General features: G+C 32.7%; 9 protein-coding genes. 8 read left to right on the forward strand and 1 reads right to left on the reverse strand.

The genetic code is table 11. From position 1 onward, the window contains the following. The first annotated feature begins 42 nt into the window (after positions 1 to 42). The 8 genes from AWE51_RS24935 (at position 43) to AWE51_RS24970 (ending at position 17,913) form a co-directional block, all read left to right on the forward strand. Entirely contained in the window at positions 43 to 2,427 is a 2,385-nt protein-coding gene (locus tag AWE51_RS24935) for an ABC transporter permease (protein WP_066319857.1), read from the forward strand. Positions 2,428 to 2,454: 27 nt separating this feature from the next. After that, positions 2,455 to 4,866: an ABC transporter permease gene (locus AWE51_RS24940; RefSeq protein ID WP_066319860.1), complete on the forward strand. Its 2,412-nt coding sequence runs from the start codon at positions 2,455 to 2,457 to the stop codon at positions 4,864 to 4,866. Positions 4,867 to 4,892: 26 nt separating this feature from the next. Then, positions 4,893 to 7,316, forward strand: coding sequence for an ABC transporter permease (locus AWE51_RS24945; protein WP_066319865.1), 2,424 nt, complete (start codon positions 4,893 to 4,895; stop codon positions 7,314 to 7,316). Positions 7,317 to 7,334: 18 nt separating this feature from the next. After that, positions 7,335 to 9,803: an ABC transporter permease gene (locus AWE51_RS24950; protein ID WP_082832617.1), complete on the forward strand. Its 2,469-nt coding sequence runs from the start codon at positions 7,335 to 7,337 to the stop codon at positions 9,801 to 9,803. Between the two features lie 34 nt (positions 9,804 to 9,837). After that, positions 9,838 to 12,222 carry an ABC transporter permease gene (locus AWE51_RS24955; protein ID WP_066319869.1) on the forward strand — a complete coding sequence of 795 codons (2,385 nt, stop codon included), beginning with the start codon at positions 9,838 to 9,840 and terminating at the stop codon, positions 12,220 to 12,222. Between the two features lie 30 nt (positions 12,223 to 12,252). Next, entirely contained in the window at positions 12,253 to 14,760 is a 2,508-nt protein-coding gene (locus AWE51_RS24960) for an ABC transporter permease (protein ID WP_066319871.1), read from the forward strand. Positions 14,761 to 14,771: 11 nt separating this feature from the next. Continuing rightward, entirely contained in the window at positions 14,772 to 17,177 is a 2,406-nt protein-coding gene (locus tag AWE51_RS24965; RefSeq protein ID WP_066319873.1) for an ABC transporter permease, read from the forward strand. 73 nt (positions 17,178 to 17,250) lie between these two features. Continuing rightward, a complete protein-coding gene (locus AWE51_RS24970; RefSeq protein WP_066319875.1) occupies positions 17,251 to 17,913 on the forward strand; it encodes an ABC transporter ATP-binding protein in 663 nt (220 codons plus the stop codon). A gap of 62 nt (positions 17,914 to 17,975) precedes the next feature. Here AWE51_RS24970 and AWE51_RS24975 read toward each other — a convergent pair whose 3' ends face one another. Further along, positions 17,976 to 19,481 (reverse strand): carboxypeptidase-like regulatory domain-containing protein, encoded by a 1,506-nt coding sequence (locus AWE51_RS24975; protein WP_066319877.1) that lies wholly within the window; start codon positions 19,479 to 19,481, stop codon positions 17,976 to 17,978. Positions 19,482 to 19,568: the final 87 nt, after the last annotated feature.

The following is a 19,568-nucleotide window of genomic DNA, read 5'->3' on the forward strand; positions in this document are numbered from 1 at the left end:
AGATTTTTTTTAAACCTTCAGGGTTATCAAAAAAACAAAACTATGTTTAAAAATCACTTAAAAATCGCCTGGAGAAACCTTCGTAAGAGAAAAGTATTTGCCTTTATTAATATTCTTGGATTGGCATTGGGATTTGGATGTACTACTTTGATATTCTTATATGTTAGCCATCATCTGCAATTTGATACATTTCATAATAATGCGGATCGTATTTACCGTGTCGTAACCGAAGAACATCGTGATGATATAGAATATGATGCAGCTGTTCCTCCAGGGTTTGCAAAAGCGTTTGAGTTGGATTATGATTATGCAGAAAAAGTAGCTAGTTTTTATATCAGAAAAAATTGGCAAGTTAATGGCTCTGATGGTAATGAGGAAAAACGTTTTAAAGAAGATATTGCATTTGCAGAACCTGAGTTTTTTGATATTTTGAATTTTCCTTTATTAGAAAAATTAGGAGATCAAACACTTGCAGAACCAAATACGGCATATATAACAGAGAGATTTGCTAAAAAAATGTTTGGAGATCAAAATGCATTAGGGCAAACTTTTGTTCTTGATAATAATCAAACCATTTCTGTAATCGGGGTTCTTAAAAATTTACCAGAGAGAACACTTATAGAAGCTAGTATTTTTCCATCATTTAAAACATTAAAAAGTTATGATGATTTTGTGTCTAGTGGCTCTTGGGGTGGTATTAATAGTAGCTTAATGTGTTTTACATTATTAAGGCCTAATCAAAATATTGCTCAAATAGAAAATAGACTAGTAGAATTGGTGACGAAGCATCGTTCTAAAAGTAAAAATGTACATCGTTATAAATTGCAAGCGCTTAATGATATACATTTTAATAATAAATATGGAGGAATAAATGTTAATCTGCTTTGGATCTTCTCTTTAATAGGTTTTTTCTTAATTGTAGTTGGCTGTATTAACTTTATAAATATTTCTACTGCACAAGCATTTACACGTTCTAAAGAAATTGGAATTCGAAAAGTACTAGGAGGTTTTAGACAACATCTTTTTTGGCAGTTTATTTCAGAGACGTTTATTATTAGCCTTTTTGCTATGGTAGTTGGTTTAGTAATTGCAGCTGCAACTTTACCATCATTTAATACACTTTTTGGACTTGATCTTTCTATACAATCACTACTAGAATTCAAAATAATAGGTTTTATAATAATATTGCTCGTAATAGTTGCTCTTTTTGCAGGTAGCTATCCTGGAATATTATTAGCAAGAATCCTTCCCACCTTAGCACTTAAAGGAAAACTAACTGAAAAAGATACTGGTGGAAAACTAACTAGAAAAATCTTGGTAACCGCACAGTTTACAATTTCAATTGTTCTTATAGTAGCTACAGTTATTATCGGAAAGCAGATAAACTATGCTGTTAATGCTGATTTAGGTTTTGAAAAAGATGCCATTATAATGATCGAGATTCCAGAAGATATAAAATATGTTAAGTTAAAAGGATTAAAGGAACGTATTACGAAACTTTCTGGAGTAGAAAAAATGACAGCATGCTTATCTAGCCCAGGAGCTTCTTACAATAATTGGGGTACAGGAATAAAATACAATAACCGAGCAGAGGCAGAAGAATTCTCAATTTCGGCTAAACTAGCCGATGCTGATTACATCAAAACTTTTGGATTAGAAATAATTGCAGGACGTAACTTTTTCCCAACAGATTCGGTAACAGAATTAGTAGTAAATGAAAGGCTAGCTCAAAAATTAGGACTTGAGTCGCCAGATGAGTTAATCGGAAAGAGAATAGAAGTAAATGGAGGAGATACCAAAGGTACCATTGTAGGTGTTGTTGCAGATTTTCATGATCGCAATTTTCAAAGAAGTATTAGTCCAATTTTTATAGCACCTTACGTTAGTGGGTACTCTAATTTTGCAATTAAAATTCAAGGTAAAAACGCAAAATCTACCTTGGCAGAAGTCGAAAAATTGTGGCAAGAAGTATTTCCAAAATACATTTATGAATTCACATTCATGGATGAGCGTGTCGCAGAGCAATATGCCGACGAACAACGCTTTTTATCAATGTCAAAACTGTTTTCTGCACTGGCAATTTTTATTAGTTGTTTAGGGCTTTATGGATTGATTTCATTTTTTGTAGCTCAACGTAAAAAAGAAATAGGTATTAGAAAAGTACTAGGAAGTAAGGTAAGTGATATTTTGATCTTGTTTACACAAGATTTCTTTAAACTCATTTTTGTTGCAGGTATTATCGCATCACCATTAGCATGGTATTTTATGGATAACTGGCTTCAAAATTATCAATATAGAATCGCAATAGACTGGTGGATATTTGCCTTGGCAATAGGAAGTATAGTTCTAATCACTTTTGTGACAATAAGCTATCAAGCATTAAAAGCAGCAACCGCAAATCCTATCAAAAGTTTGAGGACAGAGTAGTTATCATCATCAATAAAACAAAAAATTATGTTTAAAAATCATATTATAATTGCTTGGCGTAATCTATTAAAGAATAAGGCTTTTACCTTGCTTAATATTGTTGGCTTATCTGTTGCAATTGGAGTAGCAATATTATTGAGCATGGCTGCTTTTTTTGAGCTTTCTTATGATAATTTTCATAAAAAAGGCGACACTGTTTATCAACTATACTCAGATTGGCAAATACCAGGAGGTAACGATATTAATGTACCACAGCCAATGCCACTTGCTACGGCTTTAAAAGATGAAGTACCAGGAATAAGTAAAATTTCAAGATATCTAGATGGACATACCTTATTACTACATAATAAGAAAGAACTTACCGTGGATATGACATGGGTGGATCCTGATTTTTTCTCAATATTCTCATTTCCATTAGAGACAGGAAATCAAGATACGCTACTTCAAGAAGCCAATACCGTTGTTATGACCAATAAAATGGCAACCACTATTTTTGGAAATAGTGATGTTATAGGCAAAACAATAGATTTATTAATAAAAGGTAAAAAGACACCATTTGTTATTACGGCTATCCTAAAAGATGTGCCAGATAATAGTACGATACAGATAGGTGTTTTAGGTAATTTTAAGGATTCTCCAAGATATCACGAAGTGAAGAATAGATGGGATCATTCGAATCACGAAGTATATATGGAACTTCAAGAAGGGGTTTCTGTATCTCAGTTTGAAAAAAGCACAAGATCCTTAGTAAACCTTCATTTCAAGGAAGAAATAGAGAACACAAAAAGAGATGGAGCTTCTCCAGATGAAAATGGACAATTTGTTCAATTAAAGTTAAACTCATTTAAAGATGCTCATTTTAGCAATTATAAAAAAAATGAGGTAGTAGTAAGTAGAGCATTGCCTTATGTTATACTTGGGATAGCAATTCTTTTACTTTTTATAGCTTGTGTAAATTTTGTAAACATGAGTATCGCAAAAAGCACCAACAGATTACAAGAAATAGGTATGCGTAAAACGTTAGGCGCTGGAAAAAAACATGTGTTTTTACAATTTTGGAGTGAAAGCGTATTAGTGTTTTTGGTAACACTTCTTTTAGGAGGTTTTTTAAGTTTCTTACTGCTAGACGAATTCAAATCTTTGTTTAATACTGGAGCAACCTTTAATAACACGTTGTCATTAGGTACAATATTTGTTTTTGGGGTGATCTTCCTTTTGTTAACGGGGATTACTGGAGGATACCCTGCACTATTACTTAGTAAACTAGGAACGTTACAAGCTCTTAAGGGTAAAGTGCAAATTAATGGTAGAGACAGGGTTCGTGATATACTCATGATCATACAATTTGCAATCGTAATCCTTTTGATAAGCGGAACTTTTGTATTGAGAGGGCAATTACAATATATGCGAACGAAAGATTTAGGTTTTAATAAAGAACAAGTAATTTCTGTGCCGCTTAACGGAAAGAGAAACGGGTATAAACTGGTAAACCTATTAAGAGAAGAGTTTAAGGATCAACCTGATATTATTAACATAACCGCATCTAGAGGTAATTTAGGAAGAGGAAGAGACGGGAGTCAATATACCAGTCAGATAGGTTTTGATTATAAAAATCGGCAAGCGCGAAGTCATATGTTCATAGTTGATTATGATTATTTAAAAACTTTAGATATAAAATTACTTTCTGGTAGATCCTTCGATCGTAGTTTCGGGTCTGATAGCTTATCAGTAGTCATTAATGAAGCCATGGTAGAGGAGCTTCAAGAAACAGATCCTATCGGAAAAAAACTCAGAATGAATAGTATTGATTATACTGTTGTAGGAGTCGTAAAAGATTTCAATTTCAAAAAATTAGATCAGACAATAGCACCAATGACGCTATTCATGAGCAGTCAAAAAGATGTACGATATGCCTATTTTAAAATAGCACCTACCAATATATCCCAAACATATGATCACATTAGAAGTATCTGGAAAAAATTAGAGCCAAACGCTACGTTTTTGGGATCCTTTTTAAACGAAAATATTGATAGGACTTTTAAAAAAGAGAGGATAATGATCACGATTATTACTAGTGGTGCTGCGATTGCAGTGTTGTTAAGTTGTATCGGTTTACTAGCCATATCACTTTTGGTAGTTAATATGCGTACCAAAGAGATTGGTGTGCGCAAAGTAATTGGAGCAAGTGTATTTTCATTAATAGTACTATTGGCCAAAGATTTTGTTAAACTGGTAATCATTTCATTTATAATTATTATACCAGTGGCTTGGTGGTATTCAAACCAATGGTTACAAGAGTATTCTTACAGAATGGACCTAAGCATATGGTTTTTTATAGCTGCAGGATTATCTGCCATTGGTATTGCTTTGGGAACAATTGGTTTTGGGACTATTAAAGCCGCATTGCAAAATCCTGTAAAAAGTTTGCGTTCTGAATAATTTATTAATAAAAGGAAACGAAAATTATGTATACTTTATATTTTAAAATAGCCGTTCGATACCTTTTAAAGCATAAGCTCTATTCTTTTATTAATATATCTGGATTAGCAATAGGAGTGGCTTCCTTTATTTTGATTATGGTCTATGTTAATTATGAACGTAGTTATGATCAATTTAAAGGATCTGAACACGTATACAGGGTGTATATGGATTATTTAGAAGGCGATACTTTTGTAGCAGGTGATGCGCAATCCTATAATCTTTCTGGACCAACATTTAAACAAGAGTTTCCAGAAGTATTGGATTTTGTACGATTTTATCAATTGGATAAAGTTACTTTTAAAATAGGGGAGCAAACGTTAGAAGAAACCCGCGGTAGCTTAGCAGATCCGTCTTATTTCGATATTTTCAATCAAAGTCTAATTAAAGGAGATACTGCAACTGCATTAAAAGAGCCAAACTCTATTGTACTTACCCAAACAGTAGCTCAAAAACTCTTTGGTAAAGAAAACCCTATCGGTAAAACCATATCTATTTTTTGGGGATCTCCAACCTTGGCTACAGTAACTGGTGTAATGGCAGATGTTCCCGAAAACACCCATTTTAAAATCAATTATTTATTGTCTTTTAAAACAATAAAAACATGGGATGAATTCGATGGTCAAAAAGAACTCGAGTGGAGTCGAAATAATTATTTTACCTATCTAAAACTAGATAAAAATGCAGATATAGGATTACTTCAAAAAAAAATAATAGAAAGTGATTTTGAAGATGATCCAGATGAGCGGCATAATATAGAGCCCATACAGGATATACATCTATACTCTAATAAACCCTATGAGGCAGAAGCTAATGGCAGCGTAACACGAGTAAAGTTTTTAATGGCAATTGCATTTATTATCTTAATTCTTTCTTGGTTAAATTATATTAACCTTTCAACTACTAAATCTCTAGAAAGAGCCAAAGAAGTTGGTATTAGAAAAGTAGCAGGAGCACATAAACGACAGCTCATAGGGCAGTCGCTATTAGAATCTGTAATTCTAAATGGACTGGCTATACTAGTAGCAATAGTAATTGCTATTATAGTGCTTCCATTGTACAATTCTTTTACAGGAAAAGCATTAACCTTTGAGGTAAGTAGTTTAACTGGTATACTATTAATAATAGGGATAATTCTTTTTGGGATGATATTGGCAGGAGTATATCCTGCAATTCTTTTAAGTAGTTATTCTCCATCAAGAGCACTAAAAGGTAAAGTTCGTACTTCTGCTAGTGGGTTACATATAAGAAAAGGACTAATCATCACACAATTCTTAGCAACCATTGTATTGTTAATCGGAACTATTGTGGTGACAAAGCAAATTAATTTTATGAAAGATCAACCCATTGGCTCAGATCTAAATCATATAATAGCGATTCATGGAGAAATTTTAAGTAAAACATCCGATTCTATACTTTTAAATGAGTTTTCTGCACTAAGCGCAGAAATGAAAAAACTACCTGTTGTAAAGTATGCAACAACTGCACAAACTTATCCAGGAGATGGATATGAAAACTTATCTTCTTTTATGGGTATTACCTATCCAGACGGTACCGAAGAAGGAAACAAAGTATACTATAACTATAAGGTAGAAGCGGATTACTTCGATATTATGGATATTGAATTTTTAGCTGGAACAACTTTTCAATCCAATAGTAGAGGAAAAGGTACTAAAAGAGACATGGTGATCAATGAAAAATTCACAAAGGAAATAGGTATTTCTAATCCATTAGAAGCGATAAATAAAACAGTAAAGTTTTGGGGTATAGATTGGACTATTATAGGAGTTGTAAAAGATTACCATCATTTTGGACTAAAAACCCCTGTGCAACCAATGATGATGAGGCAACAACCCACTAGAGACAATGTATTAGTAAAGTTAGATCCAAATATTATAGCTATATCAGGGTATCAAAGCGCAATCACACAATTAGAAAAAGTTTGGTCAGAAGTATTTCCCGAAAGTATTTTTAGTTACACCTTTATCGATAAAAAATTTCAAGCACAATATGATGAAGATGCCAAATTTAGTAGTGCTTTTAGAATTTTTACAGCACTGGCAATTTTTATTGCGGCTCTAGGTCTTTTTGGATTAACCTCATACACATGTATACAACGTAAAAAAGAAATAGGGATCAGAAAGGTCAATGGAGCCAGTATTTTTAAAATACTAAAACTATTAAATATAGATTTTATTAAATGGGTAGGAATTGCCTTTTTTATTGCTGTTCCGGTTGCTTGGTATACAATGAACTCATGGTTATCCAATTTTGCAATTAAAACTGATCTAAGCTGGTGGATATTTGCATTAGCAGGGATTATGGCATTAGGGATAACACTATTAACAGTAAGCTGGCAAAGCTTTACTGCAGCCAACAGCAATCCTGTAGATGCGTTAAGAGATGAATAATCTAATAAAACAACGGTTATGAATATACATGAATTAAAAGTTATTGTTAGAAGTTTATTGAAAAAGAAATTCATGACTTCTACCAAAATTATAGGACTGATCGTTGGATACACAATATTTATTTTTCTAGCCGAAAAAATACAACATGAAACCAGTTATGATACGTTTTGGAAAGACTCTGAATCTATTTATAGAGTTGGCCTTGATGTACAATATGAAAATGGTAAAGAAGTCAAATCTGCAAAGAATTTTGGCGGATCATCAGAACTGTTGGCTAAAGAATTTGAAGGCGTTCTTACGCAATGTAATATTGGTCGAGATGTAGTAACTATTTTTAATGGCCCTAAACAAAAAATACAAAATGTTGATTTTGTTTGGAGTGATCCTACTTTTTTCTCTGTTTTTGATCGTAACATCATTTCTTCAGAATCAGGTTTATTACTCGAAAACATTCATGGTGTTGCGATTTCACAATCTTTTGCAAAAAAGTTATTCGGAAATAAAAACCCTTTGGGTAAAGAACTTACCGTTAATGAAGGATGGAAATTTGTAGTCGATACTGTTTTTGAAGATATTCCGGGTAATAGTCATATGAAGATCGATGTTATAGGAACATTTAAAACATTGTTCTATTATATGCGAAATTTTGATAATAAAAATCAGGTTTTAGTAGAAAATCCTGCATATCAATACCTAAAGGCAACACCTTACGAGACACAACGATGGCAAACCCCTGTAGAGTATCGTTCTTATTGTTATATAAAGTTAGATGATAATACGTCGATAACCACTATAGAGGCTAACTTAAAAAATGCACTTAAAAAGGTAGCGCTTCCTGAAAATTTGAAAACGGCCGAGATGAATTTTATCTTTCAGCCTTTAGCAAATATTCATCTAAAATCTAAACTTGATCATGAATTATCAGTAAATGGGGATCAAAGACAAGTACTTTTTCTCTCGATGATCATTATTGTTGTACTACTAGTTTGCTTGATTAATTTTGTTAATCTAAATACGATTTCAACAATAGAGAATGCAAAGAATTATTCGATAAGAATACTTAATGGTTCTCGATATATACAGGTACTTCGTTTATTATGTATTGAGAGTGTAGTATTTAATATTGTTGCTCTTGCAGTAGCGATAACCATAGCATATTATCTAGTTGATTCGCAACTTTCGATTAACGGCATATCTTCTTTTACTTATTTGATACTTAGTGTAATTGTGGTATCAATAACGGCACTTGCTTCGATCGTTCCATTTTTATCTGTTGTAAAAAACAAAGCTTTTTCTGTAATAAAAGGAGGAAAGCAAAAGCTTCAACAAAAATGGACAAGCCAAAAGGTAATGGTCACATTGCAATTCTCTGTGACGATAGTATTGATAATTTGTACTACAGGAATTTATACGCAAATGCAATATATGATGGATAAAGAATTAGGTTTTAACGGCAAACAAACGCTGTACAGTTTTACGCCTATGACCATGAATCAACATCCAGAGCTGTCTAGTAAATTAACAACATTTAGAAATGAAGTTTCGGCCTTGAGTGGTATCACTTCATTTTCGGTAAGCTCATCTATTCCAGGTAAGTCGATTAATCGTTTAAATAATCAAGTAACAGAACTAGGAGAACCCAGGCCTTATCCTGTAACGTTTAACCAGATTAGTATTGATAACCAGTTTCTAAAAACATATGATATTTCATTAATAGCAGGTATGAACTTTGCATCGCAAAATGACTGGAATTCTGATGAGGTATTAATTAATGAGACGGCACTTTCTAAAATGAATATCACTAAAGCTAGTGATGCTATAGGAAAGTATATTAGTATAGGAAAGAAAAATTATCAGATACGTGGCATAGTCGAGGATTACCATCATGTCTCTTTACATAATCCTGTAACTCCAACAATTTATGCCCAAAATATAAACTGGGATCATTCTGTAGGGTATTATTCATTTCAATTGAATTCGAATGCAATAGGAGAAACAATGGATCAAGTGTCGCGGATTTGGAATAACCTATACCCTAAAGAAGAATTTATTTTTAATTTTTCTAATGCTGCATTTGAAGCTCAATATCTCCAAGATCAAAAGTTTAATCAGATTTTAAGTTACGCTACTGTTTTAGCCCTTCTTATTTCATGTATAGGCCTATTAGGGGTAGCCTTGTTTAATACAAAAAAGAGAATTAAAGAAATTGGAATTCGAAAAGTAAACGGAGCTAAAATCAATCAGATTTTAGTGATGCTTAATATAGATTTTATCAAATGGGTAGTGGTTGCATATGTGATTGCTTGTCCTATTGCATGGTATGCATTGAATAAATGGCTAGAGAATTTTGCATATCAAACAAACTTAGGAATCTGGATATACCTTATTGCAGGGTTTGGAGCGTTAGGCATTGCGTTATTAACAGTAAGCTGGCAGAGTTTTATAGCAGCCAATAGAAATCCAGTTGAGGCGTTAAGAAACGAATAAATTTTAATATCAATCAAATCAAAACCAAACAGTTATGTTTAAGCACAATGTAAAACTATTTCTTAGAACGATAAAGCGGTATAAGACTACTTTTATGATTAATGTTATAGGCTTGTCTTCAGGACTTGCTTGTGTGTTATTAATAGCTCTTTGGGTATTAGATGAAGTTAAAGTTGACAAGTTTCATGAAAATGATGAATACTTATATCAGGTATGGAATAAGTTTGAAAGCAAAGAAGGACCTAGAGTGCTTAATTGGACACCAACTATTCTGGCAGAAACAATGGCAGATAAATTGCCCGAGATAAAATATGCCGTAGCTCAAACCGTACCAGAGCAATTTGCAAATGTACCACTTCATGTAGATAGTAAAATTATAAAGACAGATGGTGTATTTGCTAGCACAAATTATTTTAATGTGTTTTCGTATCCCTTGATAAAAGGAGATAAAGATCAAGTACTAACAGGTACTAATTCGATTGTGATATCTCAATCATTAGCAAATAGACTTTTTGGTTCTGTAAATAATGTGGTAGGAAAAGTAATAGAGTGGGAAGCAATGGGTATGTTAGAAAAACATCAAGTAAGCGGTGTTTTTCAAGATTTCCCGTCTAATTCTACAACTCAATTCGATTTTATATTACCCTTAGAAACGTATAAAAAAGGCGTATTGTTTAATGGAGGTAAAAATGATTGGGTCAACAATAATCCGATAACCTATATTGTCTTAAATGAAGGAACCAATATACAAGAATTCGCGACTAAAATAGAAGCTTTTTCTAAGTTACAAGACAAGGATGTTACAGCAGATCTTATAATGACAAAATATTCATCTAACTATTTGTATGGTAATTTTGAGAACGGAAAACAGACCTCAGGACGTATGAATTATGTTTATCTATTTTCTTGTATTGCACTGTTTATTTTAATCATTGCTTGTATCAACTTTATGAATCTTTCTACTGCAAATGCATCAAGGCGTTTAAAAGAAATAGGAGTAAAAAAAGCTCTTGGATCTAAAAGAATCACACTGATTACTCAATATTTTGCAGAATCGATAATGACGGCATTTGTTTCTTTAGTATTGGCATTTTTAGTGGTTGTCCTTTTTATTCCGCAGTTTAATATCATAACAGGCAAATCACTATCCCTAAATTTTGATCCATTAACTATTGGTTTAATATTCCTTATTGCCTTTTTTACAGGAATTTTGGCAGGAAGCTATCCGGCATTACATCTTTCTGGTTTTAAGCCTGTATCGATTTTAAGAGGGCGACTAAAAAATTCATGGGAAGAAATTTGGGTTAGAAAAGGCTTAGTTGTATTTCAGTTCTCATTATCAATTATTTTAATTATTGCTGTTTTGTTAGTTTCTCAACAGGTTAACTATGTCCAATCCAAAAATTTAGGAATGGATAAGGACAATGTCGTTTACTTTAAACAAGAAGGAAAATTAAGGCAAAATGCAGAAACCTTTTTAAAAGAATTGAATGCAATCCCAAATGTGGTAAATGCCGCTATGACGAGTCAAAATATTATTGGCACTAATATTAATACAACAGGAGGACTGGTTTGGACAGGTAATGAAGAAGAACGTCAATCCCGTTTTAAAGAACTTCGAATAGGGCATGATTTTATTGAGACTATGGATATGAAACTAAAAGAGGGAAGATCTTTTTCTAGAGATTTTCCAGCCGACAGTGCTGCAATAGTTTTTAATGAAACTGCTATAAAAATGATGAGTATAGATGATCCGATTGGCAAAACAGTACGTTACGGATCGACGTATTATACGATTATAGGCGTCCTAAAAGATTTTCATTTTCAATCATTTCGAGAACTTGTTCGACCTATGTTTTTTAGGTTACATGATAATAGGCGTAGTCTAGAATTCGTGGTTCGAATCGCTAACGGAACAGAAAAAGAAACGCTTAGTAAACTAACAAATCTATACGCAAAATTTAACCCTGGTTATGTATTTGAATATAGTTTTTTAGATGCTGATTTCCAGAAACAATATGCAGCAGAACAGCAAGTAGCCTCTCTTTCTAAATATTTTGCTGGTTTAGCAATTTTGATCTCTTGCTTAGGTCTATTTGGTTTGGCAATGTATACCGCAGAACGAAGACGTAAAGAAATAAGTATTAGAAAAGTATTGGGGCAGAGTGCATCTCAAGTTACTGTAATGTTATCAGGAGAGTTTACAAAATTAGTTTTGATCGCTACTGGTATAGCTATTCCCATAGCATATCTATTGGCAAGTAATTGGCTTTCTGAATTCGCTTATAAAGTACCCCTAAAATTATGGTATTTTATTGGTGCTGGTTGTATATCTCTCTTAGTTGCATTGCTTACCGTGGGTTCACAGGCCATAAGTGCGGCAAATAAAAACCCTGTAGACGGGTTAAAAGAAGAATAAAAGGGTTTTTAATATCAAAAAACGATAATCATGTTTAAGAATTATATCAAAATCGCCTGGAGAAATGCAATCCGACAAAAACAATTTACCGTCCTAAATATTCTTGGACTTAGTATAGGTATTTGTACGTGTTTTATTATTGGTTTGTATGTACATAACGAAATCACATATGACACGTTTCATGAAAATGCAGATCGCATTTATAGAGTAAATCAACCAAATATTTGGGGGGATTGGGATGAGATGGTTTCTAGTACAGGACCTAACGTAGCAACCGCATTGCGATCAGACGCACCAGAGTTTGAAGAAGTCACTAGGCTTTTTAGCACAGGTACACAGACAATTCGAGCAAACCATAATGGAGATGTTGCCTTATATAATGAGGAACGCTATTTTGCAGCAGAAGAGAATATCTTTGACGTGTTTTCTTTTAATTTTTCACAAGGAAATCCGAAAACAGCACTTAGTGAACCTATGACCATGGTGATGACAACTAAGACTGCAAAACGATATTTTAGAAATGAAGACCCCATTGGTAAAACAGTCGAAGTTAAGAGTCATGACGGTACTTGGGATACGTATACGGTAAGTGGAATAATAGCTGAGGTGCCTTATAAATCACACCTTCAGTTTGATATGATTGTATCTTTAAAAAGCTATTCTGAAATGATGGACGCTCATGGGTGGAAATGGATTTGGACAGCTTTTACTACCTATGGTTTAGTACAAGAAGGAACAGATATGCAGGCGTTTACAGATAAGCTTCAGAAAATACCACCAAAATGGGCACCTCCAACAACAGAAAAAATCTTTAACCAGACCTTTGAAGAGTTCACCGCGGGACATGCCTGGATATTAGATCTTCAACCACTTAAAGAAATATACCTTTCTGACTCTCCTGCTTTTAATGCATTTGGGCCTAGTGGTAATCCTATGTTTGTAAACATATTTGGCGCTATCGGAATTTTAGTACTCTTATTATCCAGTATTAATTTTATGAATCTTTCTACAGCTAGATCGTCTAAAAGAGCAAAAGAAATAGGGGTAAGAAAGGTCTTAGGATCGAAACGAAAGGCGCTTATAAAACAGTTTGTTTTAGAATCAACACTTTTTGTTTTGACAGGTACTATTATAGCCTTGTTATTGGTTCAATCTACTTTAAAGATATTTAACTCAATTGCCGAAGTAGAATTAGAATTGATTCCTTATTTGATAAATCCAGTGTTTTTAGGGATAGTATTAGTATTTGTATTGGGACTAGGTTTATTATCAGGAAGTTATCCTGCTTTTTATCTATCGATGTTTGAGCCTGTAGAAACCTTAAAGGGAAAGATAAGTACAAAGTTTAGAGGAAAAGGAATTAGAAATGGACTAGTGATTTTTCAATTTACGATATCTATTGCATTAGTCATATGTACTTTTTTTGTTCAAAAACAGTTATCATACACTTCTTCACTTGATATAGGTTTTAAGAAAGATAATATACTTCAAATTCATAATATTGAACAAATAGGTTTTGATACAGAGGTTCTTAAGAAAAAGTTAGAAGAAAATCCGGCATTTTTAAATGTAGGTAAATCTTTTGGGCTACCTCCTAATATTTGGTCAGGAGACCGATATAAAGCAAAAGGTTCTCAAAATGATGTGGTTCAACTTAGAAATGTAAGAACAGAAGAGGATTATCTAGAGGTATTAGGAGTAGAATTTTTAGCAGGTAGAAATTTTGATTCGTCTCGACCTAATGATAAATATAAAGTGATTTTAAATGAAGAAGCAGTTAAGACCTTAGGCTGGGGCTCTCAAAACACATACACTACAGATTCACCGGTTGGCAAAATAGTAGCACTTGCATCAGGAGGTGAGGATGAATTTGAAGTTATGGGTGTGGTCAAAGATTTTAACTTTAATAGTGTACGTCAGGAGATAGGACCACTAGTTATTATTCATCATCAAAATGATAAAGTTTGGGACTATGGTGCTGGATTATCCTTCTATTCTATGAGGCTTAATCCAGAAGTGATACAAAATACAGGTGATCTAGAAGCCTTGGTTGCAAATGTCCAGGATGATATGGCACAAATCGATTCATCGATCCCTTTTGAGTATAGTTTTATGGATCAAGAATTTGAGAACACTTTTCAATCAGAAAAACGTATGAGTATTGTGCTCAATATATTTACGCTTATGGCACTCATTATTGCTTGTCTTGGACTTTTTGGTCTTGCTGCTTTTACTGCTGAGCAACGCGTAAAAGAATTAAGTATACGAAAAGTATTAGGTGCTAAAGTATCAGAATTGGCAGTATTATTTTCGTCAGAATTTGCCAAATTGATATGTGTTTCTATTCTTTTGGCTGCGCCATTAGCATATGTTTTAGTAGACGAGTGGCTTAAGGGATTTGCCTATAGAACCCCAATAGATATTTGGGTATTTGTTTTAGCAGCAATTAGCGCAGTAGTTATTACCTTTTTAACGGTAGGATTTCAGACAATTAAAGCAGCTTCGTCAAACCCTATAATCAATTTGAGAACAGAATAAAAAGAAAAGTTATGTTTAAAAATTATATTAAAATTGCCTGGAGAAATCTTCTTAAGAACAAAGTGAGTACTATAATTAATAGTATCGGACTTTCTATCGGAATTAGTGCCTGCATTTTGATTTTGATTTTTGTAACCTATGAGTCTAGTTTTGACGATTATCATACGAATGCCTCTCGAACCTATAGGGTAGTGCAACATAATAAATTGCCAGATCAAACTTTGTACTGGAATACTACAGCATATCCTTTGGCTGAAGCATTAAGGAATGATTTTCCCGATATCGATATGGTTACTCAGACTGCGGGACCTATGAGTCGTGAATTTAGTATTCAAGATCAAGAAAGAGATGTAAGTCGTTTTGAAGAATCAGAGGTGTTATTTGCTGATGCATATTATTTACGAACATTCGATACTAAATGGTTAGCTGGTAACCCAGATACAGCTCTTAACGACTTAAATTCTATAGTTCTTACTCAAACTTTAGTAGAGAAATATTTTCCTAAGGATCAGGACAATTTGCAATCCATTATGGGTAAAACAATTCTTTTACAAGGTAAAGATCCTCTTAAAATTACCGGAGTAGTTAAAGATCCACCCCCAAACTCTAATCAGCGATATTCACTACTAATTCCCTACGAGTTTTTTAAGGTAAATAACACCTTCTTTGCTAATAATTGGTCTGGAAACTACCAAGGGACTACTTTTGTTGTGCTACAAAATAAAGATCAGCGTAAACTTCTTGAGTCTAAAATAACAACTTGGAAAAAGAAATACCTAAAACCAGAAGATGATGCTCGTATTTCGTATGCATTACAACCCTTACAAGAGATTCATAATGAAACCCTTTATGGCAGTAGTCCAAGAGGATACATAATTCCCACTCATATTTTATATACAGCTTTGTTAGTGGCATTATTTATTTTGATAATTGCTATTGTAAACTTTGTAAATTTAATAACCGCTCAATCTGTATCAAGATCAAAAGAAGTCGGGATCCGAAAAGCTTTAGGAAGTAAACGATTAGATATTGTGATACAATTTTTGATTGAAAACGGAATGATGATTATAATAACACTCATTTCATCAATACTTATTGTACATGTTTTAATTCATCAACTTAATTCGCATTTATCAATTATCAATTTAAAACTAGAATTTGGCATAAAAGATATAGGTATAATTATAGCCATAGGTACTTTTACAATTCTTTTAGCAGCTATTTACCCTGCTATTGTTCTTTCTGCTTTTAAACCTGTACAAGCGTTAAAAAATAAAATTCGAATACGTAAAACAGGAGCGTTTAATTTTCGTAGATCCTTGATTGTATTTCAGTTCATTATCGTACAAATTTTTGTTATTGCGGCGATTATTGTTGCTTTTCAAATGGATTATTTTAAAAATGAACCCAAGGGATTTTCTTCAAGCGCAGTGATCACCACTTCTGTACCGAATCATAGTAAACTAGATGTTTTTAAGAATATACTTTTAGAAAATACTAGCATAACAGATGTGGCATATGGCTCCGGTCCTCCAATGGCTGTTAATGGTTTTCAATTAGGAACAAGTTTTCGTCTTCCTGAACAAAATATTCAAGAAGCTAAAGATGCCGAAATGAAAGTAGCAGGTACGAACTATTTGAAATTTTATGATTTAAAACTTATAGCCGGTAGAAATTTTACAACTAATAAGGAAGCATTTGATGAGTTTATTGTTAATGAAACTTTAGTAAAATCATATAATTGGACTCCAGCAGAAGCAATCGGTAAAAAAATCGAAATTAATGAAGGGCAAGCCACTATTGTTGGTGTTGTTAAAGATTACCATAATAATTCTTTTCAATATGAAATCACACCTTGTATTCTTCTAAATTGGAGCTTTTATCATAATCAAGCTTTTATTAAAATTAATGATCCAAATCCTGAAGCGTTGGCTTCTTTAGAAAAAACATGGAAAAACACCTTTCCTAATGCTGTATATGATTATCATTTTCTGGATGATGCTATAGAAAAAGAGTACGTTGTAGAGGGTATGATCTATAAAGGATTTACACTATTCTCTATATTGGCAATTAGTATTGGTTGTCTCGGACTTTTTGGGTTAATGTCTTTTATAATATCTCGTAAAAAGAAAGAGATAGGTCTAAGAAAGGTTTTGGGGGCCAATGTTGCGCAGATTATTTCGTTTTTCTCGAAAGAATTTATACAAATCGTAGTCTTAGCCTTTGTCCTGGCAGTACCATTTGTATATTACATGATGAATTTGTGGTTAGAAGGATTTACATATCGCATAACGATATCGATTTGGATGTTTTTAGGGGGTGGAGTTTTGACACTTTTTATTGCACTTGTAACCTGTAGTTTTCAATCTATAAAAGCTGCATTTTCAAATCCAATCAATGCATTAAGAGAAGAATAAATATATAAAATTGAAAAAACTAAATCATAATATATCAACTTGTCTATTTATTTAGGCACTAAAAAAATAAAGTATGCTTTTACAACTTAATAACATATCGAAATGGGTTCAATCAGGAGGACAGAAAATATATTTATTAAAAGATATTAATTTCTGGGTACACGATGGCGATTTTATCTCTATTATGGGACCATCTGGATCGGGTAAATCGACCTTGCTTAATGTCATAGGAATGTTAGATGATTTTAATGAAGGAGAATATACTTTTCTTGATGAATCTGTACATAAATTAAAAGAAAAACACAGAGCAAATTTGTACAAACAATATATCGGATTTGTTTTTCAATCCTATCATCTTATAGATGAACTTACGGTAAGAGAGAATTTAGAAATGCCATTATTATATAAAAAACAAAGTAGTTCAGAACGAAGAGCTCTGGTTGCTGATATGCTGGATCGTTTTAATATTGTTGGTAAAAAAGATTTGTTTCCAAGTCAGTTAAGTGGGGGACAACAACAATTGGTTGGTATTGCACGAGCATTGATAGCAAATCCTAAATTAATTCTTGCAGATGAACCTACAGGAAATTTAAATTCTAAACAAGGAGAGGAAATCATGGAGATTTTTAAGGAGTTAAATAATGAAGGAGTGACCATAATACAAGTAACACATTCAGAAAAGAATGCGGCATATGGTTCAAGAGTTATTAACCTTTTAGATGGAAGTATTCAATAAAAAACAGAATATAAAAAAATTATAATCTCATCCCAATCTATCTGGGATGAGATTATTTTATACTATTCGGTTTCAGGTGCAACTGTAAATTGTCGAATTGCCGCATTTGGTTCTATAATATTGTATCCTTTCCAAAATTGCGGATCGTATTTGGATAGATATTCAGGTTTTATAGATGTATTTTCTTTACTGTTATTATAATCGTCTTCTGTTAATGTTTTAGCATCAAAAACAACTATTTCATATTTACTTACATTACCAACCCCCGCGTCAATTTCTAAAGCGAGTTCATTTTGTTTACGCTTTCCTTTTACATGTTTGTTTTTTTCAATAACCTTTAAAGGTCTATCGACTCCAAAAATATTACCTTTTATCTTTTCTAAGTATTTTACGGTATACTTATTATCAGGGCCTTTGGTAAAGATAGTAGTTCCTTTATAGATATTCTCTTTGTAACTAAGCCCTAATAGTTTAAAGTTTCGCAATAGTTTTACATTTTCATAATCAACTCTCATGACTGCAAAATTCTCAGTGTTTACATAAAGAGTCCCTTTGAAATCCTCTTTTCGTTTAGGTTCAAAACTTATAATATATACACTACTATCATCCATATAGGTGTAGTCTACTAGTTTGAATTCGTAACGCCCTGATTTTCGAATAAAATTTAAGGTAGGGTCGTCTTGAAAAAACATATTTTTAAAAAGTCCTTTTATGGCTGATCTTCGATATTTTAGGAACTTGCTTTTATCTTCTTTTTTGTCATTAATTTCGTCTTTAGCAGCACTAGCTTCCTCACTGTTTTCTAATATAGAATCCACTTGTACTTTGGTTCCAAAAATCCCAGATTTAATTTTGAGATAAGAATCTGGTTTTACATTTTCTTTAAATATTCTTTCTAGTTTTTCTGATAGGGCCTCCATAGAACCTGAGTTGTTTTTATCATACAACTCAGCAGCTTTGATGATATTAATTTTTCGTTTCTCAGGACCTCCGTAATAATCACATAAGGTTTCTGTATAATATTCAGATTTTCGAGGTATGATTTTAGCAATACTATCGATAAACTCTTTGTTAAGCTCTTCGATAGTTGATTTTTTAAATTCAATATCTAATTTGTTCATGGTATTAAATTCTGACTCTCTAAAAAACAATCGTTTTTGGGTGATGTCAAAATGATAATTTTGCTCTAGTCTATCTTCAACATTATCGATGATCTCATCAATAGTTAATTTTTTATTAGATACAAAAACACTTTTTAATTCTATAGCTTTTGGTTGGATATAGATAATGGTATCAATAGGATTCTGAGTAGCAAGACTTAATTTTTCATATCCCATCGACGATATATAAATAGAATCTATTGGCGGCGTTGTTTTTTTTAGTGTAACACTAAATCGACCTTCTTCATTTGTAATGATTCCTTGATTTTCGGCTATTTGAATAGTAGCATAGGGGATAGGCTTGTTAGTTTTTTTGTCTACTATTTTTGAAGTAATGGTCTGTGCAGTTACAAGCACTGTAAAAAACGAAAATATGATCGTGATAATGCAAGCCAGTTTAATATTCATAGATTTTAATTTATTGTCTGAAATAAGTTTATATATCCATAGACGTTATTTAAGTCGACAACGTTGCCTCATAGTTTACAAAAGATA

The organism is Aquimarina aggregata (assembly GCF_001632745.1).
GTDB lineage: Bacteria > Bacteroidota > Bacteroidia > Flavobacteriales > Flavobacteriaceae > Aquimarina > Aquimarina aggregata.